The organism is Stenotrophomonas sp. YJH_SMC_46 (assembly GCF_059370315.1).
The window spans coordinates 434894-461834 of sequence record NZ_JCAFTO010000001.1; the positions used below are offsets into that span (position 1 = coordinate 434894).

25 protein-coding genes are annotated in these 26941 nt (G+C 67.2%); 16 read left to right on the plus strand and 9 right to left on the minus strand.

The window, feature by feature from the left end; genetic code table 11:
- Positions 1 to 220: 220 nt before the first annotated feature.
- Positions 221 to 1201 carry an AraC family transcriptional regulator gene (locus tag AC5P8C_RS01995; protein ID WP_495218283.1) on the minus strand — a complete coding sequence of 327 codons (981 nt, stop codon included), beginning with the start codon at positions 1199 to 1201 and terminating at the stop codon, positions 221 to 223.
- Between the two features lie 684 nt (positions 1202 to 1885).
- On the opposite strand from AC5P8C_RS01995, the gene AC5P8C_RS02000 reads away from it, so the two are divergent.
- The 13 genes from AC5P8C_RS02000 to AC5P8C_RS02060 all read left to right on the plus strand — a co-directional run bounded on the left by AC5P8C_RS02000 (position 1886) and on the right by AC5P8C_RS02060 (position 14459).
- Positions 1886 to 2077: a Flp family type IVb pilin gene (locus AC5P8C_RS02000; RefSeq protein ID WP_021204284.1), complete on the plus strand. Its 192-nt coding sequence runs from the start codon at positions 1886 to 1888 to the stop codon at positions 2075 to 2077.
- A 67-nt stretch (positions 2078 to 2144) separates the two neighbouring features.
- Positions 2145 to 2690 (plus strand): A24 family peptidase, encoded by a 546-nt coding sequence (locus tag AC5P8C_RS02005; protein ID WP_058982314.1) that lies wholly within the window; start codon positions 2145 to 2147, stop codon positions 2688 to 2690.
- Positions 2687 to 3163, plus strand: coding sequence for a TadE/TadG family type IV pilus assembly protein (locus AC5P8C_RS02010; RefSeq protein WP_495218284.1), 477 nt, complete (start codon positions 2687 to 2689; stop codon positions 3161 to 3163). Before AC5P8C_RS02005 ends, AC5P8C_RS02010 begins: the two co-directional genes overlap by 4 nt.
- A 23-nt stretch (positions 3164 to 3186) precedes the next feature.
- Positions 3187 to 4224, plus strand: coding sequence for a Flp pilus assembly protein CpaB (cpaB, locus tag AC5P8C_RS02015; RefSeq protein ID WP_495218285.1), 1038 nt, complete (start codon positions 3187 to 3189; stop codon positions 4222 to 4224).
- Between the two features lie 18 nt (positions 4225 to 4242).
- A complete protein-coding gene (locus AC5P8C_RS02020; protein ID WP_495218286.1) occupies positions 4243 to 5601 on the plus strand; it encodes a type II and III secretion system protein family protein in 1359 nt (452 codons plus the stop codon).
- 27 nt (positions 5602 to 5628) lie between these two features.
- Entirely contained in the window at positions 5629 to 6885 is a 1257-nt protein-coding gene (locus AC5P8C_RS02025) for a CpaE/TadZ family protein (protein WP_495218287.1), read from the plus strand.
- Complete coding sequence (locus tag AC5P8C_RS02030; RefSeq protein WP_019659962.1) at positions 6870 to 8219, plus strand: TadA family conjugal transfer-associated ATPase; 1350 nt, start codon at positions 6870 to 6872, stop codon at positions 8217 to 8219. Before AC5P8C_RS02025 ends, AC5P8C_RS02030 begins: the two co-directional genes overlap by 16 nt.
- 2 nt (positions 8220 to 8221) lie before the next feature.
- Complete coding sequence (locus AC5P8C_RS02035; protein WP_329766525.1) at positions 8222 to 9178, plus strand: type II secretion system F family protein; 957 nt, start codon at positions 8222 to 8224, stop codon at positions 9176 to 9178.
- 25 nt (positions 9179 to 9203) lie between these two features.
- Positions 9204 to 10139, plus strand: coding sequence for a type II secretion system F family protein (locus tag AC5P8C_RS02040; protein WP_329764955.1), 936 nt, complete (start codon positions 9204 to 9206; stop codon positions 10137 to 10139).
- Positions 10139 to 11029 carry a tetratricopeptide repeat protein gene (locus AC5P8C_RS02045; RefSeq protein WP_329766524.1) on the plus strand — a complete coding sequence of 297 codons (891 nt, stop codon included), beginning with the start codon at positions 10139 to 10141 and terminating at the stop codon, positions 11027 to 11029. Before AC5P8C_RS02040 ends, AC5P8C_RS02045 begins: the two co-directional genes overlap by 1 nt.
- Positions 11026 to 11484, plus strand: a complete 459-nt coding sequence (locus AC5P8C_RS02050) for a DUF3613 domain-containing protein (RefSeq protein WP_019659966.1) — start codon at positions 11026 to 11028, stop codon at positions 11482 to 11484. Before AC5P8C_RS02045 ends, AC5P8C_RS02050 begins: the two co-directional genes overlap by 4 nt.
- Before the next feature lie 8 nt (positions 11485 to 11492).
- Positions 11493 to 13646, plus strand: a complete 2154-nt coding sequence (locus tag AC5P8C_RS02055) for a TadG family pilus assembly protein (RefSeq protein ID WP_019659967.1) — start codon at positions 11493 to 11495, stop codon at positions 13644 to 13646.
- Between the two features lie 99 nt (positions 13647 to 13745).
- Positions 13746 to 14459: a DUF2968 domain-containing protein gene (locus AC5P8C_RS02060; protein WP_019659968.1), complete on the plus strand. Its 714-nt coding sequence runs from the start codon at positions 13746 to 13748 to the stop codon at positions 14457 to 14459.
- Between the two features lie 67 nt (positions 14460 to 14526).
- Here AC5P8C_RS02060 and AC5P8C_RS02065 read toward each other — a convergent pair whose 3' ends face one another.
- A complete protein-coding gene (locus tag AC5P8C_RS02065) occupies positions 14527 to 14913 on the minus strand; it encodes a hypothetical protein (RefSeq protein WP_155029728.1) in 387 nt (128 codons plus the stop codon).
- Between the two features lie 186 nt (positions 14914 to 15099).
- Between AC5P8C_RS02065 and AC5P8C_RS02070 the strand changes: the two genes are divergently transcribed.
- Entirely contained in the window at positions 15100 to 15924 is an 825-nt protein-coding gene (locus AC5P8C_RS02070; protein WP_495218288.1) for an alpha/beta fold hydrolase, read from the plus strand.
- A 123-nt stretch (positions 15925 to 16047) separates the two neighbouring features.
- Here the strand turns inward: AC5P8C_RS02070 and AC5P8C_RS02075 are convergent, their stop codons facing one another.
- From AC5P8C_RS02075 to AC5P8C_RS02105, 7 genes are all read right to left on the minus strand, one after another.
- A complete protein-coding gene (locus AC5P8C_RS02075; protein WP_019659971.1) occupies positions 16048 to 17694 on the minus strand; it encodes an MFS transporter in 1647 nt (548 codons plus the stop codon).
- Positions 17688 to 18971, minus strand: coding sequence for an alginate export family protein (locus AC5P8C_RS02080; protein ID WP_495218289.1), 1284 nt, complete (start codon positions 18969 to 18971; stop codon positions 17688 to 17690). The genes AC5P8C_RS02075 and AC5P8C_RS02080 overlap by 7 nt, the downstream gene beginning before the upstream one ends.
- On the minus strand, positions 18950 to 20797 hold the full coding sequence (locus AC5P8C_RS02085) for an amidohydrolase (RefSeq protein WP_495218389.1): 1848 nt from the start codon (positions 20795 to 20797) through the stop codon (positions 18950 to 18952). Before AC5P8C_RS02085 ends, AC5P8C_RS02080 begins: the two co-directional genes overlap by 22 nt.
- Positions 20798 to 20916: 119 nt before the next feature.
- The gene (locus AC5P8C_RS02090; protein ID WP_111102432.1) at positions 20917 to 21342 is read right to left on the minus strand and encodes a DoxX family protein; all 426 of its coding nucleotides are present in this window, start codon (positions 21340 to 21342) and stop codon (positions 20917 to 20919) included.
- 2 nt (positions 21343 to 21344) lie between these two features.
- Entirely contained in the window at positions 21345 to 22001 is a 657-nt protein-coding gene (locus tag AC5P8C_RS02095) for a hydrolase (protein ID WP_478418650.1), read from the minus strand.
- Complete coding sequence (locus tag AC5P8C_RS02100; protein ID WP_495218290.1) at positions 21998 to 22441, minus strand: helix-turn-helix transcriptional regulator; 444 nt, start codon at positions 22439 to 22441, stop codon at positions 21998 to 22000. Before AC5P8C_RS02100 ends, AC5P8C_RS02095 begins: the two co-directional genes overlap by 4 nt.
- 50 nt (positions 22442 to 22491) lie before the next feature.
- Complete coding sequence (locus AC5P8C_RS02105; RefSeq protein ID WP_019659977.1) at positions 22492 to 22824, minus strand: hypothetical protein; 333 nt, start codon at positions 22822 to 22824, stop codon at positions 22492 to 22494.
- A 97-nt stretch (positions 22825 to 22921) separates the two neighbouring features.
- Between AC5P8C_RS02105 and AC5P8C_RS02110 the strand changes: the two genes are divergently transcribed.
- Complete coding sequence (locus AC5P8C_RS02110; protein ID WP_235651840.1) at positions 22922 to 25951, plus strand: sensor histidine kinase; 3030 nt, start codon at positions 22922 to 22924, stop codon at positions 25949 to 25951.
- The gene (locus AC5P8C_RS02115) at positions 25944 to 26597 is read left to right on the plus strand and encodes a response regulator (RefSeq protein ID WP_019659979.1); all 654 of its coding nucleotides are present in this window, start codon (positions 25944 to 25946) and stop codon (positions 26595 to 26597) included. The genes AC5P8C_RS02110 and AC5P8C_RS02115 overlap by 8 nt, the downstream gene beginning before the upstream one ends.
- Positions 26598 to 26941 lie beyond the last annotated feature (344 nt).

The window sequence follows — 26941 nt, forward strand, 5'->3', positions numbered from 1 at the left end:
GGCGAACAACTGGAATGTCAGTGGACTTGCCGTAAGGCAGGTGACTGACATTTCAGCGTTTGCAACGGCGGTGGCGCACTTCAATCCGGCACGGCAATCGCGCATTCCGGCAAATCCACGGCCGGAATCGGCAGCCGTCTATGCAGAAGCGGCAGCATGATCGGCAAACGGATGCGCAATTCCGGCACAAATGCCGTGGAAACCCTTGCGGGACCTTGGCTCAGGCCGGCTGGCCGATCTGCGCGGGCGCGCGCATCAGGGTATCGCGCGGCAGTTCGCCGAATACCTTGCGATAATTGTCAGCGAAGCGCGAGAGGTCCCAAAGCCCGCAGCTGAGCGCGATGGCCTTCACCGAGCGGCGGCTGGAATCGGCCATCGACAGGCTCCGGCAGGCGGCACACAGGCGCAGCATGGAGAGGTACCGGTTCGGCGAAGTGCCGAACAGGTCCTCGAATGCATAACGCAGGCCGCGCTCGCTGACGCCAGCGGCATCGCAGATTTCATTCATGTAGATGTTGCGGCGCAGGTTGAGCCGCATGAAATTCTCGGCACGCTGAGCAATCAGATAATGTGTGCGCCGCGCACGGCTGCAGCCCGGGCGGTCGGCGGTACCCGCGCCCAGCAGTGCCTGCACATGCTCATGCAGCAGCCGCTCGGCTTCTTCCGGCTGCAGGCCGGAACCCTGCCCCAGCTGCAGGTGCAGCTGCTGATAATGGCGCGCCAACGGCGCTGCTTCGTTGGCCAGGCTGAACAACGAAAGTGCCTGCCCAGCCGGTGGCGTGCTGCGCAGGGTCAGTTCGGTCAGCTTGCGCTGCACGCGCGCCGCCGGCACCAGCATCAGCGTCATGTGCGTGCCCGGGCTCAGGGTGAACTCGCTGATGCCCTCCGGCATCACGGTCAACGCCATACCCGCCGCAAGCGGTACACCATGGCACCAGCTCAGCGTCTCATCGGTGGCGTGCAGATAGCCGAGCATCGCCCAGTCCGGCGGCAGCATGAAGCGGCCACGGCAATGGAATCCACAGCTGATGCTGCAGAACAACGCCTCCTCGTGCACGCGTGAAGCGAAGGCTGCCCGCGGCCCATTGCCATCGAGCAGAAGCAGTTCAACATCACATACACGAAGCACGCCGCTCAGCGTCGCCAGGTCGATCGACCGCAGGCCGCTGTCGTCGCTGTCTCCTACCGCACCATCGACCATGACAGTGTCGCCCCCCGATTATCCGTCGTGCGATACGGCCCCCACTGCCTGACAGGGCGCGCACCTCTCATGGAATCTCTTCCATCACCGGGATGCGCGCCGCCAACGCACGTACCCCAAAAGAAACGCGAGTACTTGAATACGAGTATGCCCGATAATTCAGCGGGGTAAACATCTGCCCCGCGTTGAATAGGATGGATACAGACGTGAAAATCATGCTGACGTGATTGGCACAGTTCTCGCATTCGACTGAAACCAAAATCACATTATCTGCACGTCGATGAATCGTTGTGCGAGCGAACGGATTTCCGTCACAGAACCCGCGTGAAAAATTAAGGACCGAAGGGATTCTGCCGAATTTGCATATAGGTTCCGGTTGCAGCCGGCCGCCATTCAGGCAAAGTCGATAACACGGTGATCCGGTCTTTGATAATGACCGCACCCAGGGGGACAGCATGACCATGCACGTATCGCTCGACACGTCGACCACCGGCCCCGCGCCGCGCGGTCGCGGTTGTGCGAACGGCGTCCCGCCTGGAAGCGATCACCCTGCTTGAGCACAGCGGGTCCATCCCGCCTTGCCTCCTCCGCCAGGACGTGCGGAGGTCCACGGACGATCCCGGCGGAGCCGGGCCACCGCCCAACAGGTGTCCTGTAGCAGACAGGTAGAGGGAGACAATCGTCATGAACGCATCGATCCGCAAGTTCCTGAAGGAAGAAGATGGTGTCACCGCGCTCGAGTACGGGCTGCTGGCCGCTGTGATTGCGGGAGTGCTGATCGCACTGGGCAGTACGCAGATCCAGACATTCTTCAGCACGCTCTTTGAGAATCTCACCAAGCTTGCCAACAAGGCTTCAGGCAGCACGCCCGCCTGAGCCGCCTCCTGGATTGGATCAGGGACAGCAACTGCTGAGCGTCCACTGACGGGCGACGGAGTGTGCGATGACACTGCTGGGTTTATTGGCCATCGGCGTATGCCTGCGGATCGCGATCAGCGATCTGTACGCCCGGCGGGTGCCCAACGCCTGGCTGCTGTCCGCATGCGCGATCACCGTTGTCGTGCTCATCGCCGGACAGTTCAACGCGCCGCGCCTGCCGTGGGCTTCCCACGTTGCCGGCGCGGCGCTCGGCCTGGTCGCATTGCTGCCGTTCCATGCGTTGCGCTGGATGGGCGCCGGGGATGTCAAGTTCTTTTCCGTGCTGGGATTGATGCTGGGCTGGCAGACACTGCTGCCGATCTGGATCGCGGCCAGCCTCGCAGCGGGCGCACATGCCGCGTTGGTGCTGGCGTCACGCCGGGTGGGTCCAGTACTGCCCATCGGCCTGCAAGCCCAGCTGAACCGGGCCAGTTCGCAGTGGCATTCACACCCGGCGCTGCGCGACATGCAGAACGCCCGCCAGGGACGCCATGGCATTCCCTATGCAGCCTACCTGGCCGTGTCGGCCATCGCCTGGATCCTCATCACTACGTATGGAGGTGTGCCATGAACACCCCCAACCCGCGCCGGCAACGTGGTGCGGCCAGCATCGAGTTTGCCTTGATGCTCATGCTGGGCCTGCTGCCACTGCTGCTGTTTACGTTCTCCGGCGTGATGATCATGGCGGCCCAGCAGACGCTGGCAACCGCTTCGGCCGAGGGTGCGCGCGCATCGCTGCGCTATGGCAGCGCCAATGAACGTCGTACCGCGGCGTGTATTGCGGCGCGCAGCTCGATGCAGTGGCTGCTGAACTTCTCCGGGCAGTCCGTCGACTGCAGCAATGGGGGAAGCAACGCCATCCTGGTTTCCGCGCAGGCGCCCTGCGCCGGACTGGCCAGCGCCCAGTGCATGACCGTGACCGTCAGCTACGACTACGCAAGCCATCCCTTCCTGCCCGGCACCGCCACGCTCTACAAGTGGGTAATGCGGACTCCCATCCGCAGCGTGGCGGTCGCGCAACTCGACCTCGGCAGCGGCAACTGACGATCGCTACAGGAGACGGTTCCATGCTCAAGTTGACCCGCATCGCCGCCGTCGCCCTGATCGGGTTGGCCGTGCTGCTGGCGGTCATCGCCCTGATGATCGGGCGCAGGCAAGCCGCGCCGGCCACGGTTGCCCCGGCCGCGCAGAGCGAAGCCCAGGCAATCACCGTGGTGGAGGCGGTGGCGCGACTGCCGGCCGGCGAACCCATTTCTGCCAATGGACTGCGCCTGGCGCAGCGCAGCGCCCCGATTGCCGGTGCCGCCTCCAGCATTTCCGCCGTGGTGGGAAAGGTGCCGGTGCAGGACATTGCCGAAGGCACGGCAATCAGCAGCAATGCGCTTGCGCAGGGATTCTCGCTGCAGCTGCGCCCCGGAGAGCGCGCACTCGCGGTACCGGTTGACGAGTTGGTGGGTGCCGGCAACCGCATCGTGCCGGGCGATTTTGTCGACGTGTTCCTCAACCTGCGCAACGCCCAACCCAACGCCAGCGGGCCGGCCGATGCAGCACAGACGCGCCTGCTGTTGTCGCGCCTGCGCGTGCTCAGCTATGGCCAGCAGGACATCGCCCTGGCCAACGCTGGCGCTGTCGCCAGCACTGAAGCCGATGCCCGCAACGATCCACGCGCCGCCGACATCACCGGAAGCAGCAGCACCCAGAGCACGGGCAGCGAGACCACCCAGCCGGCACGCAGCGCGGTACTGGCGGTACCGGTGGCCGACGCCAACCGGCTGTTGCTGGGTGCGCAGCAGGGCAAACTGTTCCTGGCCCTGCGCAACCCTGCCGATCCCGGCCAGCCCGACCTGGCGCTGTTCCCGCAGGCACGCGGTGTGATCGATCCGCTGCGGGGGCTGGATGCGGAACAGCAGCTTGCGCTGCAACGGCCGGAGAATCACGCCTACGCCGGCATCGACGGTGATGCATTGGCCGGCCGCAGCAACACGCCGGCCCGCAGCACCCAGGATGCCACGGCACGCACACCCGCACCCCGGCGCAGCGCCCCGCGCGCATCGGGTATCGAAATCATCCGGGGTGACAGCTCCGCCCCCCGTGGTTCCCTTTGACCTGCATCGAGCGCATCCATGACCGAACGTCGCCGCAGTCCACGCCCTTCCCCCCGCCAGCGCTGGCTGGCCCTGCTGCTGGTGCTGCTGGCACCGGCGACGAGCGTGGCCGCCGACGACCTGGTACTGCAGACGCGCGAGCAGCGCCCCTGGCCCCTGCCGGGTGACCTGGAGCGGGTGGCCATTGCCGATCCGGGCGTGGCCGATATCGTGATGCTGCACGGCCAGCGCCAGGCACTGCTGGTCGGCAAGGCACCGGGCACCACCACGCTCCTGCTCTGGCACCGCAAGCAGGCCGAGCCACAGCGCCTGCAGGTGCGGGTACAAAGCGCGGTGCAGGGCGCGGCCGACGCGGGCGCGAACGGACTGGTGTTCACCCAGCAGGACAATCAGGGCCTGCTGCAGGGAAGCACCGACAGTGTGCTGTCGCACATGCAGGAACAGAAGACCGCCGCGATGGCCCTGGGCAAGGACGGACTGCTTGCCGACGCATCGACGGTAAGCAGCGGCGGCGTCGTGCAGGTCGAGGTCAAGGTGGTCGAATTCAACAAGACCGCTCTGAAGCAGATCGGCATCAGCTTCCAGAACCGCAATGGCAGCTTCGCCTACGGATTCGCCCGCCCGGGCGGCCAGCTGCCGGGCAACACCGGCATCCTGCCCGGCATGCAGGAAGGCAACTCCAGCAACGAAGCCGAATCGCCCATTTCTTCGGCGTTCCGCCTGGTGTTCGGCTCGACCAAGGGCCTGTGGAATGCCGACGTCGACCTGCTGCAGAGCAATGGCATGGCGCGCGTGCTGGCCGAACCTACCCTCGTCGCATTGTCCGGCCAGAGCGCCAGCTTCCTTGCCGGCGGCGAGCTGCCAATCCTGGAGCCGCAGGGGCTGGGCACCACCACGATCACCTACAAGCCCTTCGGCATCGGCCTGACCGTGACACCGACGGTACTGGCGCCGAACCGCATCGCCTTGAAAGTCGCGCCGGAAGCCAGCGACCTGGACTACAGCAACGCCATCGCGCTCAATGGCGTGCAGATTCCATCGATCACCACCCGCCGCGCCGACACCACGGTCGAGCTGGGCGATGGCGAGAGCTTCGTGATCGGTGGCCTGGTCAGTTCCAACGTGGTTTCCAGCGTCGGCAAGATTCCGCTGCTGGGTGACCTGCCGGTCATCGGCTCGTTCTTCCGCAACTTCGACTACAAGCGCCAGGACAAGGAGCTGGTGATCATCGTCACGCCACGCCTGGTGAAGCCGCTGGCCCGCAACACCGAACTGCCACTGCCCGGCGACCGCGAAGCCAAGCCGCACATGCCCGAATGGGGCGCTTGGCTGCTGGGTCCAATCAGCCAGGACCCGGTACCCGGCTTCTCACGCTGATTCCATGATGCCTGCGATACCACGCCCATGCCCTACGCCACTGCCCAGCCGCTGCATCCGCAAGGACCGCCGATGAACCTGGTCCTCTACGGAATGGATCGCGAACTGCTGCCCCGGCTGGCGGCCAAACTGCCGCCGACCACCACCCTGCACTGGCAGGACAGCAGCGCCCCGACCTCCGCCCAGGACCTGCACCGCGGGCCGCAGAACCTTGTGCTGCTCGACTTCCGCCCCGAGCATGCCGCCGCCTCCAGCGTGCTGGCGCAGCAACTGCAACAGACAGAACCGGACCTCGCACTGGTTGCCGTCGGTGCCACCAGTGCCGGACAGGTAGAGGGCGTCGTCATCGCACTGCGGGCGGGCCTGCGTGACGTACTGGACCTGGACAGCGACAACGCCGGTGTCGAGGCCGCACTGCGTCGTGCCCTGTCACCACGACCAGCTGCCGCCGCGCAGCACGCGCACAAGGCGCGCCTGATCGTCCTGCTGGGCGTGCGCGCCGGGGTCGGCACCAGTACGATGGCCGCGCACCTTTCGGTGCTGGCACAGCAGACCCGTGCGCTGGCACAGGGCGAGGCAGTGCAGCAGGACGGCCTGCTGATGGAACTGGCCCAGCCTTCGGGTGACCTTGCGCTGTACCTCAACCTGGACAGCCGCTTCCATTACGAAGACGCGCTGCGCAACGCCAGCCGCATCGACGCCACCCTCGCCCGCACGGCCATGGCCCGGCACGATTCCGGGCTGGTGCTGCTGGACCGCGCCAGCGGAAGCGACGCGGTGCCGCCGTCCGATCCGGGTGCGCTGCTGCAGCGCCTGCGCACCGTGTTCGCCAGCGTGCTGTGTGATGCCGGCGGCTGCCCGGTGCGCCAGCTGCCACCGCTGCTGCTGGACCAGGCCGACGAGATCTGGCTGGTCACAGATGCCTCGATCGCCACGCTGGTGTCGCTCGATCAGGCACTGAAGCACCTTGCCGGGCAACGCGAACGCGAGAAGCGGCTGCAGCTGGTGATCAACCGCCACGATGACAGCAGCGGAATGAGCCCGGAGCAGATTGCGCGCCGCTTCGAGGTGACCCTGCTGGCCACGCTTCCCGAGCGCCCCCGCGTGCGCCTGTCAGCGAGCCAGGGCCACCTGCTGCTGCAGGATGCGCCGCGTGACCCCTATCTGCGTGCCCTCGCCCCACTGGTTTCGCGCCTGGACCCGGCCGCTTGCCGGGTGCAGGCGCAGGGCCTGCGGGAAAGACTCTCCCTTGCCCTGGGTGGATCGCAATGGAAGACAAGGTAACCCCTTTCCCGCATGCCGTTGCCCGGCCGGTGCTGCCCGAAAGCACGCCGGGCCATCAGCCGTTCGCGCAGACCGAGCAGTACCAGAAGGTGCTGTCGGCAGCGCATGAGCACCTGCTCAACAGCATCGAGGACGAGCGCATCGACATCGATTCCTGGGCGCCCGACACCATCGCCCGCTGGGTGCAGGTGCAGACGGTGGGCTTCATCCAGGAGTGGCGCATCCCGATCAACGAAGAAGAGATGCAGGTGGTCGCCGACGGCCTGGTCAAGGAGCTGACCGGCTTTGGCCCGCTGGACGACCTGCTGCACGACCCGTCCATCGAAGACATCCTGATCAACGGTTTCAAGGATGTGCATGTTTCCCAGGGTGGCCAGCTCAAGCGGGCCACCCAGCGATTCACCGACGATACGCACCTGCTGCGCATCCTGCGACGTATCCTGGCCCCGCTCGGGCGCCGCCTGGATGACTCCAACCCGATGGTCGATGCGCGTTTGCCCAACGGCGGCCGTCTCAACGCGATCATCTCGCCGCTGGCCGTGGACGGACCGATGGTGTCCATCCGCAAGTTCCGCAAGGATCCATTCACTCCCGATGAACTGCTGGCCAAGGGCACCTTCGACGAACCGATGCACGCCCTGCTGAAGGCGATGGTGCTGGGCCGCTGCAACATCCTGGTATCCGGCGGCACCAGCTCCGGCAAGACCTCGCTGCTGAACGCCCTGGCCAGCTACGTCCCCGCGAACGAGCGCGTGATCACCGTCGAGGACACCGCAGAACTCTCGCTCAACCACCCGCATGTGGTCCGCCTGGAAAGCCGCATCGGTGGCGCCGAAGGCCATGGCGCGGTGAGCATCCGCGATCTGGTCCGCAACAGCCTGCGCATGCGCCCTGATCGCATCGTGGTGGGCGAGGTGCGTGGCGCCGAGGTGCTGGAAATGCTGCAGGCCATGAACACCGGCCACGACGGTTCGATGGCCACCATCCACGCCAATTCACCACGCGACTGCCTGTACCGGATCGAGATGCTTGCTGGATTTGCCGGCTTCCAGGGCAGCGAGGACAGCCTGCGCCGGCAGATCGCCAGTGCCATCGACTTCATCGTGCAGATCTCGCGCCTGGGCAGCGGCCGCCGCGTGCTGGTATCGATCACCGAGATCACCGGTGTCAGCGACAACCTGATCACCACCCAGGAAATGTTCCGCCACGAACTGCAGATCGACGGCAACGGCAAAGAGATCGATCGCTGGGTCGGGCTGGGCTTCCATCCACACTCGCACAAGCTGGAGCCGTTCCGCCAACAGCTGCGCGAATCGCTCTACGGAGACTTCTGAGCATGGGAACCGGCGCGCTGCTGGGCATGTTGAGCATCATCGCGGTGCTGCTGGCGCTGGCAGCCTGGCTGTGGGGCACGGCCAGCAGCCGTGAACAACGCCAGGTTTCAATGCGGCACGCCGAGCAGCAGCTTTCGCGCGGAAGCGCCGCGGGCGGGGCACCCGCCGGGCCATCCGTCACCGCTGCCAACGATCCGGCGCGGCCCGCCAGCACCGGGCGCCGCGTGCTGCCGCTGGATGGCCTGCTGCAGCGCGCAGGGCTGCAGACCGGCTGGAAAATCCCCATCATGCTGCTGGTACCGGGGCTGGTACTGTCGGTGGTAGCGATGGCGCGGCTGGGCACCGCGTGGATGTTTCCGCTGACCCTGCTGCTGTACCTGCTTGGCTGCTGGCTGTGGGTGATGCGGCGGACCACGAAGCTGCGTGCGCAACTGCTGCATCAGCTGCCGGACTTCCTCGACAACCTGGTGCGGCTGACTGCACTGGGCAACAGCCTGCAGGCCGCGTTCCAGGTTGCGTCGATGCAGACCAGCGCGCCGTTGCGCGGGCTGTTGGACACCACGGTGCGCTTTGCGCGCAGCGGCATGGAGTTGGACCGTGCACTCGCGCAGGCCGCGCAACCCTATCGCATGGAGGTGCTGAAGGTGTTGTCGGTGGTGATCGGTGTCAGCGTGCGCATCGGCGGGCGCTCCGACCAGATCCTGCAGCGCATGGGTGATTTCATGCGCGACCTGGAACAGGCGCAGCAGGAGCTTTCGGCGACGACCTCCGAGACACGCATGTCTGCGTGGGTGCTGGGCCTGCTGCCACCGGCCTGCGCGGTGCTGATGGCGATCGCCAGCCCGGACTTCTTCCAGCCGGTGCTGCACGATCCGCTTGGCCACAAGATCCTGCTGCTTGCACTGGGCATGGAGCTTGTCGGCGGCTTCCTGCTGTATCGCCTGGCCAAATCGCTATGAACCCCCGCCCCGCCGGAGACGACCGATGAGCGCCAGCGCCTGGTTCGCCCTCTCCCTGCTCGTGCTGGCTGCCGGCATCGCCCTGCTGGGTATCGGCGGCTGGATACGCAGCGATCGTGAGCAGCGTACAACGGCCACGTTGAAGACCGCCCTGCAGCCGCGCGAGACGTCCCGTGACACCGAACCTGCACGGCACGATTCGCTGGGCTGGCTCGAACGCTTCGGCCGTGCCCTCAGCGGCGGCCGCCTGGAAACGGCATTGCTGGCCAATGAAGATCGGCTGCTGTTGGATCTGGCCGGGTGGAACACCCGTCGCGGTACGGCCATCTACCTCGGCCTGCGCCTGCTGCTGGCCGTGCTGGTGCTGGCACTGGTGCTGACATTCAGCAGCGTCACCGGGCTGGCCAGGATCATGGTGATCATCGGTGCCTTGGCCGCTGGACTGCTGTTGCCCAAATTCGTTCTCTCTTCCTGGGTGAAGCGGCGCCGGCGTGCAGTCGAAACCGAGCTGCCGCTGCTGATCGACCTGCTGCGTCTGCTGCAGGGCGTAGGCTTCAGCATGGACCAGAGCCTGCAGACGCTCGGCGACAAGCTTCGCGATGCATTGCCGGTACTCGGCAGCGAACTTCAGGAGGCCAATGTCGCCTATACCCATGGCCGCACGCGCGCGCAGTCCCTGCGGCGGCTGAGCGAGGTCTATGCCGACGATGACCTGACCAGCCTGATGCAGCTGATCCTGCAGGTGCATGCCCATGGCGGTGCGGTGCAGGAGCCCCTGCGGCAGTTCAGCCTCCGCCTGCGCGAGCAGCGTCGCAACACGTTGAAGGAAAAGGTCGGCAAGCTCTCGGTGAAGATGACCGTGGTGATGATGCTGACCCTGCTGCCAGCGTTGATGCTGGTGCTCGCCGGGCCGGCGCTGGTCGCGCTGGCCACCACCCTGTCCAAGATGGGATCGCCCTGATGCCTGCCCTGCGCACCTCCTGCCTGCTGCTTGCCCTCGCTGCCATCACCAGTGGTTGTGGGTCGACCACGCCGAAGTACCTGCGCGCGCCCAGCCTGGCTGCGCCCGAACCGGCACCGCAGGACAGCCGCAATGCGTACCTGGAGTTGATCGAGCGCATGCAGCAGCAAGGCGCGTGGTATGCCTCGCTCGCCCACGTCGACGCCTTCCGCCAGCGTTACGGCGACCCGCCGGCATTGCGGCTGCTGCAGGCCGATGCGCTGCGAGAGACCGGCCAGGCCGATGCCGCGATCGCACTGTACCGCGCGCTTTCCAGCGGCCCCCAGGCCGCCGCAGCCGCGCATGGGCTCGGCCTGATCGCCGCGCGCCGAGACGACGACGCCGGCAGCGAGCAGGCGCTGGCGCGGGCAACCCAACTGCAACCGTTGAATACCAGCTATCTCGGCGATCTGGGCTATGCGAGGCTGCGCGCCGGGCAGTTCGAGCGCGCGCGCGAACCCTTGGCCAAGGCCCTGGAACTGTCCCCAGGCAATGCCAAGGCCACCGCCAACCTCGCCCTGTGGGCGGTGCTGCGCGGCGACACCGCCACCGCCGAGCGCCTCGCCCAGCAGGCCAACCTCAACAAGGACACCCGGCTCAGCATCCAGCAGCAGGCGGCGCAGATCCGGGCCCGCCTGCAGCAGCGCCAGGCCGCAGCGGCTGCTGCGGCGGTCGTGCCGCCCCCTGTGGGCGCTGTCGACAGCGACGCCACCAACAACCCGCGCGGCGTCACGCGACTGGCGGCGGAACCGCGCCGCGACAGCCGCGACGAACGCGATCCACAGCGCCTGCCGCCCTCGATGCTGGAACGCTTCAGCGCCTCCGACCACCCGAACGGAAACACACCATGACCGCGACGCCCCTGGCCCGACGCCTGCTGCCCGCTCTGATCTGCCTGCTGCCGGCCGCCGCAGTGCAGGCGCAGCAACAGCCGCTCACCGGACAGATGCTTGGCCGCAGCACACCGGCAGCGCCGGCTGCGCAGCCGCTGCAGTCCGAGTCATTGCCTGCCGTGGACCTGGCGGCCCGGCCCGCACCAGTGCCGCAGGCGGCGCCTGCTGCAGTGGACATCACCGACGGCAACGCTGCAACCGCGCGACCCGGCCGCAGCCAGATCGGTGATACCGCGCGCAACCTGTTCCGCCTGCAGGCGTCCGGACAGCAGGCCGGGCAGCACCTGCCGATCCTCGGCGACCAGGCGACGCTGAGCTACGCACGCTACATGAAGAGCTTCGAACACGAGATCCCGGACTTTTTTGAAACCGATGTCGCCAAGTCCAAGGGATCATCCTCATCCGGACGCTGAGGTAGGCCATGAAACGCCCACGCCAGTTCAGTTTCAGCCGCGCACGGGGCGGCATGTCGATCACCATGATGCTGGTCATGCTGGCGTTGCTGGCGATGCTGGGGCTGATCGAGATCGGCTACCTGTTCTGGGCCAAGCGCGATGCGCAGAAAGTTGCTGATCTGGCCGCACTGGCCGGAGCGCAACGACTGGAGCTGTGCACCTCGGACAACAGCGACAACAGCGCTGCGCGGCACAGCGCACTCACCCAGAACACGTTCGAAGGGAGCCTGCAGATCCGCTGCGGCAACTGGAGCGCCAACCGCACCACCGCCAACCGCTTCGTCACCACCATCGATGCCAGCAACCCGCGCAATGCCGTGCAGGTCGTCGCGCAGCGCAGCGTGCTGCCGTTCTTCGGGCAGAACACCACCCTGCCCACCGTCAGCGTGGAGGCCGTGGCCCGCCGTTCCGAACCGACTGCGGTGTTCGCGGTCGGTTCGCAGCTACTGCGCACCAATGGCGACTCGGTACTGTTGTCGACCCTGCGCCTGGTCGGCCTGGATGTGACCAACGCCACGGTGCTGTCCTATGACGGCCTGGCGCAGGCCAACGTCACGCCTTCGGGTCTGTTGAAGGCCCTCGACATCCCGGTGAGCGCCAACCTCAGCGTGGCCGACTTCAACCGCCTGCTGTCGGTCAACAAGGTTTCGCTGGCGCAGCTGGTCGACGCCACCGCCACCGTGGTCGGCCGCGACTCCACGGTGGGCGTGCAGCTGCGCGCCCTGTCCGACCTGGTTGCCACCCAGCTGGACATCAACAAGCTCAACATCGTGCTGGGCAGCCAGTCCGGCGGCGGCGGCCTGTTCGCCGAAGTCGTCTCGCCCGACGGCACGGTCGGCAGTGCACTGGAGTCACAGATCAACGTGCTCAACCTGATCAACACTGCGATCTCCATCGCCAACGATGGCAACGGCGTGGCGGTCAAGGGGCTGGACCTGCTGGGCATCAAGATCCAGGCCGGCGTGGTCGAGCCGCCATCGATCGCCATCGGCGGTGTCGGCAGCCGCGCCTACAACGCGCAGGTAAGGCTGGTGGCAGACGTGGACAGCAACAACCTGTTCGCACTGGGGCCACTTCTGAACCTGCTGGGCACGCGCCTGCACCTGCCGCTGCATGTCGATGTCGCCAACGGAATGGGAACGCTGACCGGAATCCAGTGTGGCGCCAATCCACCCAGGGCCACCATCCAGGTGGATTCGTCGGTCCTGCGGGCCTGCGTCGGCAACGTCGATCCATCGCAGCGTTTCTCGAAGAACAATGTCTGCGACGCGACGCTGAACAACGAACAGCTGCTGAAACTGCTCGGACAACCCCTGATCAACGACAAGATCACGCTGCCGGCCCTGACCAGCTCGCAGAACCTCACCCTGGCCGCTGGCGAAACCGGCTCGACGCGCATCAATCCACTTGCTCTCGGCAACGCAGTATCCGACCTTGTCAATGAGCTGCTGCGCGTGCTGTCGGGCATGCTCAGTTCACCCAAGCAGGGCATGAGTGCCAACGACACGGCCAAGGCCCTGGCCGACCGTTACCTGCAGGCCACCTTCCCGCCGAACACCCGGTATGAGGTGGACAAGTTGATTCCACTGCTGCGCGATGGCGACGCCAGCCGGCAACTGGCCCCGCTCAACAGCTGGACCGTACCCGGAGGCCTGCCCTACGCCTGTGGCCTGCTGAACCTGTCCACCTGCCACAAGGACGGTCCGGTCTGGGATGCGTTCAAGGTGACGGTCACCGGTCAAGGACTGGGCGTGCTCGATGGACTGCTCGGCTCGCTGGTGGGCGGCCTGCTGATCAACCGCTGCGACAGCCTGCTGGGCAACCTGATCGACTACAACGGCTGCGTGCGCAACAACCTGGCCTCGTACATACAGACCGCGCCGGCCGGGTTCCTTGACGGCACCGGCGGCACCGGCGTCACCAACCCCGATGGCACGGTCAGCTGCAGCGGCCTGCTGTGCACGCTGCTGAAGCCGATCCTGTCCGCCTTGCGCCCGGTCCTCAACAGCGTCGGCACCTTGCTGACCAACCTGCTGGCCAGCGTGCTGGGCCTGGAGCTGGGGCGCACCGACGTCAACGTGCAGTCGATCCAGTGCAGCGCCGCACAGCTGGTCTACTGACCCGTGACGGGCGCCCTTGGCGGCGCCCGCGCACATGCTAGACTCCCGGCGGGGAACCACTTTCATCTCAACCCACACTCATCCGTGGATGGTCTAGACATGCGAGAAACTTCAGGGGGCGCGGTCTTCGCCCGGCGCGCGTACGGCGCGGCACTGCTGGCCGTGAGCATGATGCTGGTGGCACCAGCGGCGATGGCTGCCCGTGGCGACCGCGAAGCTGCCGCAGAGCCGGCCGCTCGTAGCGCACCGGTGGTGCGCAATACCGTTGACGAGCTCAAGCAGCTGATGGATGCCCGCCAGCTGACCGAGCTGCGCACCACCTACAACGGCAATTACGGCGCCAGCCTGCTGTTCAACGCCAACACCCTGACCTACTACGTCGCCCTGTTCCAGGAGAAGAATTTCTGGCGGGTGATCAAGACTGACGCCGTCGACAACGCCGAGCGTGTCTACCGTACCTTCGCGCAACAGTCCGAGCAGCTTGCCCAGGTCTACATCGACACCACCCGCCTGGAAGCCGGCAAGCGCTATACCGAGCGCCTGGTGGCCTACAACGAGGAACGCCTGCGCACCCTGCAGCAGGAAATGGAACAGCAGCAGGCGCAGTCGGCCCAGGTCAGCGCGGCCCTGCAGCAGGCCCAGCAGCAGGCAGTCAGCCTGAGCAGCGACGTGCAGAGCACGAACAGCCAGCTGGACGCCCTGCAGCGCCGCATCCAGATCCTGCAGGCCGAACAGGGCAACCCGGAGCTGAGCCTGCCCAAACCGGACAGCGTGCCCTCGCCGGCACCGGCGACAGCCAGCGACGGTCGCTGAGGTCCGGCACCTGGCATCTGCTCTCAACGGCGCCCTTGGGCGCCGTTGTCGTTTCTGGCACCTGGATTCAACGGCACGCGTCATGCACCGCATCATCCAGCTGCCGCCGCTGTACGAAGTCCAGGCGCTTGGCCTGGGCGAGCGCCTTCCCGCGTTGCTGCCGCGCGTGCTCACAGGCGGCGGGATCGGTGCTGATGGGTATCAGAGCGGCCCGCGCACGCCCCTGCTGCACCACACGCGGACGGCTTGAGGCCGGGCTCGCTGGCTTGGCCACGGTCGCACCTGTCGAAGGCGGCTCCGGCGGCACCTCCCAGCGCCATTCCGCACGCCCCTGGCACGGCGTCTGCTGGTAGACAGGATGCGGCCCGTCCACGCATTTGTAGACGTTGGTCCGGGCGTGCGCCGCCGTGGTCAGCAGCAGGCACACCCACAGGCTCCAGAACGCATTCGACATTGCAGGCTCCTCGACAGGGCAGCCGCCATCGTCAATGCCGGAACGGCTTCGTGCTAGAGCGGTATGCGTCACATCCGGCGCAATCCAGCACAGCCGTGCAAGTCGCCGCTCTTGCGCTGCGCTGTACTGCCGGAGGCTCCGGCATCCACGCCGCGGCCGTCCCTCCCTTCCGCCAAGGAAACCACAATGAGCAACTTCATCACCGTCGCCGACGGCGCCCGCATCTTCTTCAAGGATTGGGGTACCGGCCAGCCGATCGTCTTCGCCCACGGCTGGCCGCTGTCGTCCGATGCCTGGGATCCGCAGATGCTGTTCATGGGCCAGAACGGCTTCCGCGTGGTCGCCCATGACCGTCGCAGCCACGGCCGCTCCAGCCAGACCTGGGACGGCAACAACATGGACACCTACGCCGATGACCTGGCTGCAGTGATCGAGACGCTGGACCTGAAGGATGCGATCCTGGTCGGCCATTCGACCGGCGGCGGCGAAGTGGCCCACTACATCGGCCGCCACGGCAGCAAGCGCGTGGCCAAGGTGGTCCTGGTCGGCGCGGTGCCACCGCTGATGCTGAAGACCGATGCCAACCCGGCCGGCACGCCGCTGGAGGTGTTCGACGGCATCCGCAAGGGAACGGGCGGTGACCGCTCGCAGTTCTTCAAGGACCTGACCACACCGTTCTTCGGTGCCAACCGCGATGGCAATACCGTCACCGAGGGCATGCGTGATGCGTTCTGGCTGCAGGGCATGCTCGGTGGCGTCAAGGGCCAGTACGACTGCGTGCACGAATTCTCGGAAGTGGACTACACCGAAGACCTGAAGAAGATCGACGTGCCGGCGCTGGTGGTACACGGCGATGACGACCAGATCGTGCCGTTCGATGCCTCGGCGAAGCTGTCCTCGCAGATCATCAAGGATGCCGAGCTGAAGGTGTACGCCGGCGCGCCGCATGGCCTGACCGTCACCCACGCCGACCAGTTCAACGCCGACCTGCTGGCGTTCGCGCGCAAATGATGTCCCGCGGCGGCGCTGCACCGGCGCTGCCGCTCCTTCGGTAGTGCCGGCCGCTGGCCGGCAACCCGATCATCCATCGTGATCACGCGGAGCCGGCCAGCGGCCGGCTCTGCCACCTGCGGGTCAGATGTCGGTGTGGTGATGCGGCACGGCGGCAGGCAGCGGGTCATGCCCTCCCACGAAGTGACGCACCACGGGGGCGCGCTCGCCGCGATGCAGCTCCCGCAGCACTTCCTGGATGGCCTTGTCATCCGCGGTGATGCGCTCGTGCTGGCGCAGGTGCTCCAGCCACGACGGGGTCACGAAATACTCCAGGTGGATGCCCGGGCTGGCCACGTCCTCGACGACACCCCAGACCACCGCACCGTCGCGGCGACGGATCGTGCCCAGCGCGCGCATCTGCGCCTGGAACTTGGCACGGTCAGCATCGTCGATGCGGTACTCGATGGTAACCAGCACCGGCCCCCGATCATTCGACACCGGCACCGACAGTTCCGGCGCCGGCCAGTGCCCGGCCGGACGCAGGTTCAGATCCTCGGTGCCAGCAATGCGCACGCGCCACACCAGCAATCCGCCGATCACCGCACCTGCGGCAGCCACCAGCAACGCCAGCTCCGGCGACGTACGCTGTGCGAGCGCGCCCCAGCTCAGGCCGCCGGCGGCCATGCCGGCAGAGAACACCATGATGTACAGCGCCAGCGCACGCGCACGTACCCATGCCGGAACCGCAGTCTGCGCAGCGATCTGCAGCGACGACAGCACGGTGATCCACGCAAATCCATTGACCAGCATCACCGCCGGAAGCACGTACCAGCTGCGGGTCAGCGCCAGCCCGACCAGGCTCAGGGCCAGCGACAAGGTCGCCAGCAGTACCAACAGGTCACGATCCAGTTGCGCACGCAGCTTCGGCAGCAGCAGCGCACCGCCCACTGCGCCGATGCCGATGCAGCCCAGCAGCATGCCGTACTGCCCCGCCCCGCCATGCATCTGCCCACGCACCACCACCGGCAACAGCGCGTTCATCGCCGCGGCAAAGAAGAAGAAGCCGACCGACTTGATCAGCACCGCCTGCAGCCGCCCGGCGCGGCTGGCGTAACGCAGGCCCGCCTTCAAGCCGGCACCGAAACCTTCCGGTGGCAGGCTGGACTGCTTGGGATCACGCGTCCAGCCCCACACCACGAACAGCATCGCGGCGAAGGTGATGGCGTTGAAGCCGAATGCCCACACCGCACCCAGCTGCGCCACGATCACGCCACCAATGGCCGGGCCGATCGAGCGCGCGATGTTGATGCCGATCGAGTTCAGCGCCACCGCCGAGGCCAGCATCGGCTGCGGTACCAGCTCGGATACAATGGCGGCCTGCGCGGGCATTGCCATCGCCGCACCACAGCCCATGCAGAAGGTCAGCAGCACCAGCAACTGCGGGGTCAGCAGGTCCATCGCCGTCAACGCGGCCATCGCTGCGGCCACCAGCAGCATCCAGCCCTGGGTCGCCAGCAGGTACTTCCGGCGATCGACAATGTCGGCCAGGGTGCCGGCAGCGAGCGCCAGCAGCACGATCGGCACCGTGGTGGCCGATTGCACCAGGGCCACCATCAACGGCGAACCGGTGCGTTCGGCCATCACCCAGGCGGCGGCTACATCATTGACCCAGGTGCCGATGTTGCTGGCCAGGATTGCCAGCCAGATCGAACGGAACATCTGGATCTTCAGCGGGGACCAGGCGCCTGCGGCCTGTGTGGAGTGTTGCGACGCGGTTGCGTTCACCATTGCCATGCTCCAACGATCGAGGCGAACAGCGTGTCCTGGCCTCCGGCCTGCTTCAGTGCAGGACCGGCGTCGACCCAGGCCAGCTGCAGCTGCCATTGCCAGTGTTTGCTGGCCTGCCAGCGGGTTTCAGATTTGTACTGGGTGCCGATGCGGCGCGCGCCACCGGCGCTCCCCGGCAACGCCAGCAGCGGTGCCGGTGTGGTGTAGACCGCATCGGCACGACGCTGCTTCCACGCCATCTGTACGCCCAGTTCCGTGGTCACCGCATGATGCAGGCGCAGGGTCAGGGTCGGTTGCAGGTCCATCAGGTTGGCCGGGGCCAGCAGGCTGGCCTCGCTGAAGTAGGCCGATTTAGGGAACAGTGCATTGAAGGTTCCCAGGCGGCCGTCATGCAGCTTGCCGTCGCCACTGGCGATATCCGCCTTCAGCCCCAGCCTCGGTTGCAGCGGCCGCTCGGTCCAGCGCCAGCCGGTGTCGGTGGCGAGCGTCCAGGCGCGGACATCCAGCGTGCCGGCAACCGTCTGCAGTTCACCGCCCTGCGCCACCAGCTCGCTGTTCCAGTCCAGCGCACCGAACTGGCCGAACCAACGCGCACCGAGGGTCTCCCGCCGCTCGGTACCGGAGCCCGCCGCAAAGCGCGCGCCTTCACGACGGTAGTCCAGCAGGTACAGATCCCACTGTCCCACGCCCTGCCCGCGTGCCGCGGTGGCATAGGCACCCCACAGGTGCGCACCGTGTTCGCTGCGATCATCAAAGGCACCCGGCCGGTTCTCGACCGGCCGCAGGGCCATCAGGTCAAGCGTGCCGAGCCGCCCCTCCCAGCCCAGGCGCGCACCATCGAAGGCCAGGCGGATGTTCGGCCCATCGCGTACCGACAACAGCCGCGAGCTGCCATAGCCGGCTTCCTGCCGGCCGAGCTGCACATGGAAGCCACCGCGCTGCCAGCGCCAGTACGCCTGCTGCACGTCCAAGGCACCACGGTCGGTGCGGCCCGGGCCGCCTGCCTTGCCATTCTCGGCATGCACGCCCAGCTGCAGTTTTGCCTGCCAGGTGTCCTCCACATAGGTGGCCGACGCCAGTGCGCGCAGCAGGCCATAGCCATCTTCGCTGCCGCCGATACCGAACCGGGTCGGGTCGTAGTACAGGCCACGCAGGCGCAGCGATGCGTCCAGCTGCAGCTCGCCGTTGCCCGCGTCGCTGCAGCGGCCGCCCTCGCAGGCCAGCGCCAGCGAGGGCACGGACAGTAGCGCCAGGCTCAGAACGCGAAGCACGAGCATCCCATCGCGCCCCAGAACCCGGCCAGGTCATCGGTCGGCGCCGCGTGATGCGCGGCATGACCGTGAGCACCATGCGTACTGCAGGCCACACCGTGATGGTGGCGATGGGCAGCGGCTAACCCGGTGGCGGCACCGCCGACGTGGTAGCCACCGAAGCGGTTGACCGGCGACCAGTCCGGCATCGCCGGCGGCAGCTGCGGCACCAGGCCGGCGTAATCCCCGTCGGCGTGCACGATGCGGCCGCCGACCACGGTCAGCAGGCTGGTGATGTCGGCGATCTGCGCGTCGTCAACGCGGAAGAAGTCGGCCGAGAGCAGGATGAAATCAGCCATCTGGCCAGCTTTCAGCGTGCCCTTCACTGCTTCGTCGCCGGAGAACCAGGCGCTGCCCTGGGTCCACAGGCGCAGCGCCTGCTCGCGTTCGAGCAGGTTTTCCTCGCCATACAGGGCCAACCCGCCCACGGTGCGCCCGGTCACCAGCCAGGACAACGCCACCCACGGGTTGTAGCTGGCCACGCGGGTGGCGTCGGTACCGGCGCCGACCGGTACACCTTCGGCCAGCATGCGCTTGACCGGCGGCGTATGCCGCGCAGCCTGTACGCCATAGCGCTCGACGAACGCCTCGCCCTGGTAGGCCATGCGGTGCTGCACGGCGATACCGCCACCCAGCGCACGGATGCGCTCGATGTTGCGTGGGGTGATGGTCTCGGCGTGGTCGATGAACCAGTGCAGGCCATCGAACGGCACCTCGCGGTTGACCTGTTCGTACACATCCAGGATGCGCGTGATGCTCTCGTCGTAGGTGGCGTGGATGCGGAAAGGCCAGCGCTTCTCGACCAGCAGCTTCACCACGTCGTGCAGTTCCGGCTCCAGCTCCGGCGGCAGTTCCGGGCGCGGCTCGTTGAACAGTTCGAAGTCGGCGGCGGAGAACACCAGCATCTCGCCCGCGCCGTTGTGGCGCAGCAGGTCATCGCCCTGGCGCGGCTGCAGGATCTCGCTCCAGCCACGGAAGTCATCCGCCTCCTTCCCCTTGTTCTGGGTGAACAGGTTGTAGGCGATGCGCACCGTCAGCTGGTCATCGCGATGCAGCTGCTCGATGACCTGGTAGTCCTCGGGGTAGTTCTGGAAGCCACCGCCGGCGTCGATCACCGAGGTGATGCCAAGCCGGTTCAGTTCGCGCATGAAATGGCGCGTCGAGTTGGCCTGGTACTCGATCGGCAGGCGCGGGCCCTTGGCCAGCGTCGCATACAGGATCAGCGCATTCGGCTTGGCCAGCAGCAGCCCGGTCGGGTTGCCCAGCGAATCGCGCACGATCTGCCCGCCCGGTGGATCCGGCGTGTCCTTGCTATAGCCGCAGGCGCGCAGCGCGGCGCGGTTGAGCAGCGCGCGGTCATACAGGTGCAGCAGGAACACCGGTGTATCCGGCGCGATGTCGTTGAGCTCCTGCAGGGTCGGCAGGCGCTTCTCGTTGAACTGTGCGGCGGTGAAGCCACCGACCACGCGCACCCACTGCGGTGCCGGGGTGCGGTCGACCTGGGCCTTCAGCATGTCCAGGGCGTCGCCCAGCGAACGCAGGCCGTCCCAGCGCAGCTCCAGGTTGTAGTTCAGGCCACCGCGGATCAGGTGGGTGTGGCTGTCGTTGAGGCCGGGCAGCAGGCGCCGGCCCTGGGCGTCGATCAAGGTCGCTTCATTGCCCCAGCCACGCATGATCTCCTCGTCGCTGCCGACGGCGACGATGCGGCCTTCCTGTACAGCCAGCGCCTGCGCATACGGCTGCTGCGGGTCGAGGGTGGTGATGCGGGCATTGCGGATGACCAGCGTGCTCATGCGACGCTCCTTGGAAGTGGAATCGAGTGCGGCACCGGCGCGACCTGCCAGGCCGAGCGCAACAGCGGCGCCGCTGGCCAGCACCACGTTGCGGCGGCCGTGATCGAGGGGATCGTGACTCATGCGAGGTCTCCCGGAAGGCGATGGACGTCCAGTGCCCAGGTGCCGGGCCCGGCCAGCGCGATGGCCAGCAGTACCGTGGTCCACATCAACGGGTACTCACTGCCACCGCGCATCCAGAACCAGCCCCTGGGCAGGGCCAACAGGACGGTGAAGCCGATGAAAGCAGCCGCTGCAAGCGCGGCAATGCGGGTCTGCCATCCCAGCAGCACGGCCAGCCCGGACAGCACCTGCAGCAGGGCCAACAGCAGCGGCAACGGCGCCACTGCCGGCAGCCCGAAACCGCGCAGCTCGGTGGCGAAGCCGGCCAGCCCCGGTCCGCCGAACCAGCCAAACAGCTTGCCCAGCGCGTGCGGCAGCAGGAAGCCTCCTGCCGCCACGCGCAGCATCAGCAGGGCCAGGTCAAGGCCATGGCCGGCCAGCATGCTCAGTGCCCGCCTTCCTGCGCACCGAACATCCGCTTGGCGTACTGGATGCCGATGCCGTAGCCGCCGGCGTGGTCGCGCGCAATGCCGGTGGTCAGGTCGTAGGTTTCACCCCGTGCCCAGTCGCGCTGCAGTTCGAGCAGGTACTGCACGCTGGTCATCGGCACCGCGCCGGCCTGCACCATGCGGGTGATCGCACGCTCGTGCGCTTCTTCGCTGACATCGCCACAGGCATCGGTGATCACGTGGACCTCGAAGCCCTGCGCCAGCGCCGACAGCGCCGGACCCACGATGCAGACACTGGTCCACAGGCCGGCAAGCACCAGCCGACGCTTGCCGATGCGGTTGATCTCATCGATTACCGGCTGGTCTTCCCAGGTATTCATCGACGTGCGGTCGAACACCGGCTGGCCCGGGAAGATCTGCGGCAGTTCCGGGAACATCGGGCCGGAGAATGACGTCTCGGCCACCGTGGTCAGCACGACCGGTACATTGAACCCCTTGGCCCCCTTGCTGATCAGCGACACGTTGTTGCGCAGCGCGGAGATGTCGATCGTGTGGGTAGCAAATGCCATCTGCGACTGGAAGTCGATCAGCACCAGGGCATGGTCGGTGGGCGACAGCAGGGCCGGGGCGGGTGTGGCGGTGGCATGGGTCATGGATGGACTCCGTTGGAAACACGATCAAGGGGAAGCGACAGGGCGGCATCGCCGGCCCGATACTGGCCGGGGCTGCAGCCGGTCTCCGCGCGGAAGCTGCGGACGAAGTGGCTCTGGTCGAAGAAGCCCAGCTGCTGGGCCAGGCACGCCATCGGCAACTGCGCGCCAGGTAGCAGCTGGCGTGCGCGTTCGATGCGGCGACGGCGCACATAGCGCAGCGGGCTGGCGCCGGTGCCGCTACGGAACAGGCGCACAAGGTGGAAGCGGCTGACGCAGGCGACGGCCGCCAGTTCGGTGACCCGCAGCGGCTGCGACAGATGCTCATCGACATAGCGCAGGGCGCGCTGCAGTGCGGCGGCCTGCTGCGGTGCCAGTGGCGCGGCGGGCGGATCGGGCGGAGTGACGGTGACCATGCGGGGCGCCGCGAGGGGGTGCCCCATGGTGCGTGGCCGTTGCGCGATGCCCTACCCCCGTCGGTCGAGGCCGGCACCTACCCGAATGGGGGAGGCCGACGGCCGAGCAGGCGGCGCCCGAACAGGCACGCATCCAGTGAATAGGCCCCCGGCCCCACAAGCAGCAGCGCCGGCGGCAATGCCACCAGTGGCCAGGGCGCCTGCTGCGCGAACAGGCCCACGGCCGCCGTGAGCGCTGCCAGTGGCGTCAACATACCCAGTGCAAGCATGGCCGCTGCAAGCAGGCACAGCGCCGACCACCCACTGCCCTGAGCATCCGGCGCGCACAGCGCGGCGGTCACGCACAGCCGGAACCACAGCAGGCCGATGCCCGGCCCCCGATCAGGGAACATCACGAACAGGCGCTGCATGGCCAGGTTCCAGGAGGAGATGCCGGCGTGATAGCCGACCGCAGCGGCCACCGCCTACCCCGTTCGGGTCACCCCGGGCTGCCCCGCACCTGCCAGAATGCGCGCCATGCGTGGCCGCCCCTTCCCGTTCCTGCGTTGCCTGCCGACGCTGCTGACGTGCCTGCTGCTGTTGACCGCCCTGCCCGCCCTCGCCGTGCAGCGCCCGCCGGTGGGCGGTGGCCTGCCCGATTACGAACATACCGCCTGGCGTGTCGGCCAGGGCGCCCCAGGCGATATATGGGACATTGCCCAGGACCGTGAGGGCCTCTTGTGGCTGGCTACCGGCTCGGGCCTGTACCGCTTCGATGGCCGTCGCTTCGAACGGCAGGCAGCGCCCGTCGGTAGCCAGTTCCCGTCCACCAACATGGTCACGCTGGCGCATGCCGCCGACGGCGCCCTGTGGATCGGCTACTTCCAGGCCGGCATCAGCCGCTTCGCGCAGGGACGGCTGCACAGCTACGGCCATGAGCAGGGGGTGCCGGTCGGCGTGGTGCCGCGCTTCAGCCAGGATCGCGATGGCCAACTCTGGGCGGCGATCAATGGCGGGCTGCGCCGCTTTGACGGACACCGCTGGCAGCCACTGCCGGCCGCTGCCGGCCTGCCCGAGCACCGTGTGCAGTGGGTGCTGCACGACAGCCGGGGCAGGTTCTGGGTGCTGGCCGGCCTGAAGATCTGGATGCGCGCGGCGGGCCAGACCGCGTTCGAGGACACCGGCATCGCGGTCTCGCAGATGGCGACGCTGGCCGAAAGCCCGCAGGGTGAAGTGTGGCTGGCCGACCGGGTGCGCGGCACCTCGCCACTGGCGAACGCGCAGGGTCTGCTGGCAGACAGCGAACGTGAGGCACGGCGGCTGCCGGAACTGGTCGCTGCGCGCCTGCAGTTCACTGCCGATGGCGCGCTGTGGGCCACGATGAGTCCGCACGGCGGCGTTGCCCACATCACCTTCGCCGGCACCCGGGCCGTTCGCATGGAACGCTTCGATTCGCCGCAAGGACTGACCGCCACATCGGCAGTACCGATCATCGTCGATCGCGAAGGCAATCTCTGGATTGGCACCAATCTCGGCCTCAACCGTTTCCGCGCACGCAGCGTGCACACCCTGGCGGTGGGTCCAAGCGATCCCTACCGCTCGCTGGTACGGGCCAGCGATGGCCGCGTGTATGGCTATGGCGAAGACCTCAAGCCCTACGACCTGCGGCGCACCCTGCTGGATGGCAGCGCCACGCAGCTGCAGGCTGCCGCGCGCCAGGCACCCACGCCGATCTGGCAGTTCGACTGGGTCAACCTCGCGCGCACGGTCGCCGGCCACACCACATTGATCCCGCTGCCGGCGCCGTTCACCGGGCAGCCGCTGCATGCCCTGTTGTTCCCCGATGACGGACAGGCCTGGGTCTGCACCGGCGAACGCGGGGTGCTGCACTACCAGCATGACCAGTGGCAACGTGAAATCCGCCTGCCCGAGCAGGCCTGCTCATCGCTGGCGCTGGATGCGGATGGCCAGCTGCTGCTCGGCTATGCCGATGGCCGCCTGCGCCGCCTGGGTGCGAATGGCACCGAGAGCTTCGACTCCGGGGACGGCCTGTCGGTAGGGCCGATCACCGCGATGCTGCACCACCGGGACCTTCTGCTTGTCGCCGGCGAGGCCGGGCTGGCAGCACGCCTGGGCAATGGCCGTTTCGTTCCGGTGCGCACTGACATGGCCGGCGTACTGGAAGGCATCACCGGCATGGTCACCGATGCACATGGATACCTGTGGCTCAACGGCAGCCGTGGACTGGTTCGCCTGGAAACCGGCCTGCTGCGCCGCGCCGTGCGCAGCGGCCTGCCGGTCATGCCACGCCTGTTCGACGCAGCTGACGGCATGCCGGGCATTGCCCTGCAGAGCGGACCGATCGCCACCGCAACGCTGGCCGACGACGGCCTGCTGTGGTTGGCCACCAACCAGGGCCTGGCCTGGCTGGACACCACCCGCTCGCACGTCAATACGATGGCTCCCAGCGTGCGCATCGGCGAGGTACTGTATGGCAGCGAGCACGCGCCGCTACGCGATGGTCTGCGCCTCCCGGCCGGCACCAGCCAGCTGCAGATCGATTACGTGGCGCTGTCGTTGGCACGTCCGGAGCGCAACCGATACCGCTACCGCCTGTCGGGCGTGGATGACGGCTGGCAGGACGCTGGCAGCAGCACACGTGCGTATTACACCAACCTCGCGCCCGGCAGCTACCGGTTCGAGGTGGAAGCCGCCAACGAGGATGGCATCTGGAGCACCGCACCGGCCAGCCGCAGCTTCCGCATCGCTCCCACCTTCATGCAGACCCTGTGGTTCAAGCTGCTGTGCACCGCCGCCGTGCTTGCACTGCTGGTGCTGGCCGTACGCATCCGCAGCGGCCAGCTGGCAGCCTTGTTACGCGCGCGCCTGCAGGAGCGCAACGGCGAACGCGAACGCATCGCGCGCGACCTGCACGACACCCTGCTGCAGGGTAGCCAGGGCCTGATCCTGCGCCTGCACGCGATCAGCCAGTCAGCGCAGACGCCGGAACCGGTGCGCAGCCAGCTTGAGTCAGCGATGCAGCTGGCCGAGCGCAACCTGGCCGAGGGTCGCGAGCGGGTAAATGCGCTGCGCGAGGCGCCGTTCGCGGGCCGCGACCTCGCTTCGGCGCTGGCCGACGTGCACGCCGAATACGCCGGGCATGGCATCAATCCCCTGCGCCTGACCGTGGAAGGCGCGACGCCACCGCTGCAGGCCGACGCGGCCGAGGAGGTGTTCCTGATCGGGCGCGAGGCCATCCGCAATGCGCTGCGTCATGCCAACGCCAGCGCCATCGAAGTGGAACTTTCCTACGGAACGCGCTGCTTCCTGCTGCACGTGCGCGACGATGGCGTGGGCATCACCCACGAAAATGCCGGCCATGGCCATTGGGGCCTGCAGGGCATGCGTGAGCGCGCCCAGCGCCTCGGCGCGGAACTGCAGCTGTGGACCCGCCCCGGGCTGGGTACCGAAGTCGCGCTGGCAGTTCCGGCCCGGCGGCTGTATCAGCGCCGCCGATCGCGTTGGCATTGGCCCTGGAGTAGAGAAAACCATGACTGAGTCCCCTGCCCCGATCGGCGTGCTGGTGGTCGACGACCACCCGCTGCTGCGTGATGGCCTGGCGGCACTGCTGGGCGCTCATGCCGACCTGCGCCTGCTCGGCGAAGCCGCCGATGGCGAAGAAGCCATCGCACGCTACCAGCAGTTGCAGCCTGACGTCGTGCTGATGGACCTGCAGATGCCCCGCCTGGATGGTGTGGAAGCCATCGTGCGGATCCGCGCGCTGGACCCACGCGCACGCATCATCGTGCTGACCACCTATCGCGGTGACGTACGTGCGGTGAGGGCACTGCAGGCCGGCGCCAGCGCGTATCTGCTGAAGGACATGCTGCGCCACGAACTGGTCGACACGATCCGCATGGTGGCCGGTGGCCGCCGTGCGCCGATTCCTCCAGCGGTGGCCGCCAGCATCGCCGCGCATGTGATCGAAGACCGCCTGTCACCGCGCGAGACCGAGGTACTGCGGCACGTGGCCGGAGGGCTGTCGAACAAGCGCATCGGCGAGCGCATGCAGATTTCGGAGCAGACGGTGAAGGCGCACATGAAAAGCCTGATGGACAAGCTCGGCGTGGGTGATCGCACCCATGCGGTCACCCAGGCGCTGCGGCGCGGCATCATCAGCCTGGACGACAGCGGGCACGATTAGGGGGGGGGGGGGTCGGCAGGGCCTGCAGCCCTGCACCCGCAGTAGTGCCGGCCGCTGGCCGGCAACCTCAACAGCAAAATCAAAAGCGGGCTCTCCGTGGGATGGCGCGGCGGTGTCGGACTGCGGGGACGCTGCAAGTACGTCCCTGTAAGCTTGGCAGCCGCATCCATGCGGCTGACACCCCGCACTCCGACACCGCCCCACCTCTGACAGATTCCGATGGCGGTTGGTAGGTGTCGACCTTGGTCGACACTTCTGTCAGATATCGAAATCAATCAGGGGTCAGATCCGTTTTCCGAAGGAAAACGGATCTGACCCCAAGAGCCATTCCAACAGACCGCAGG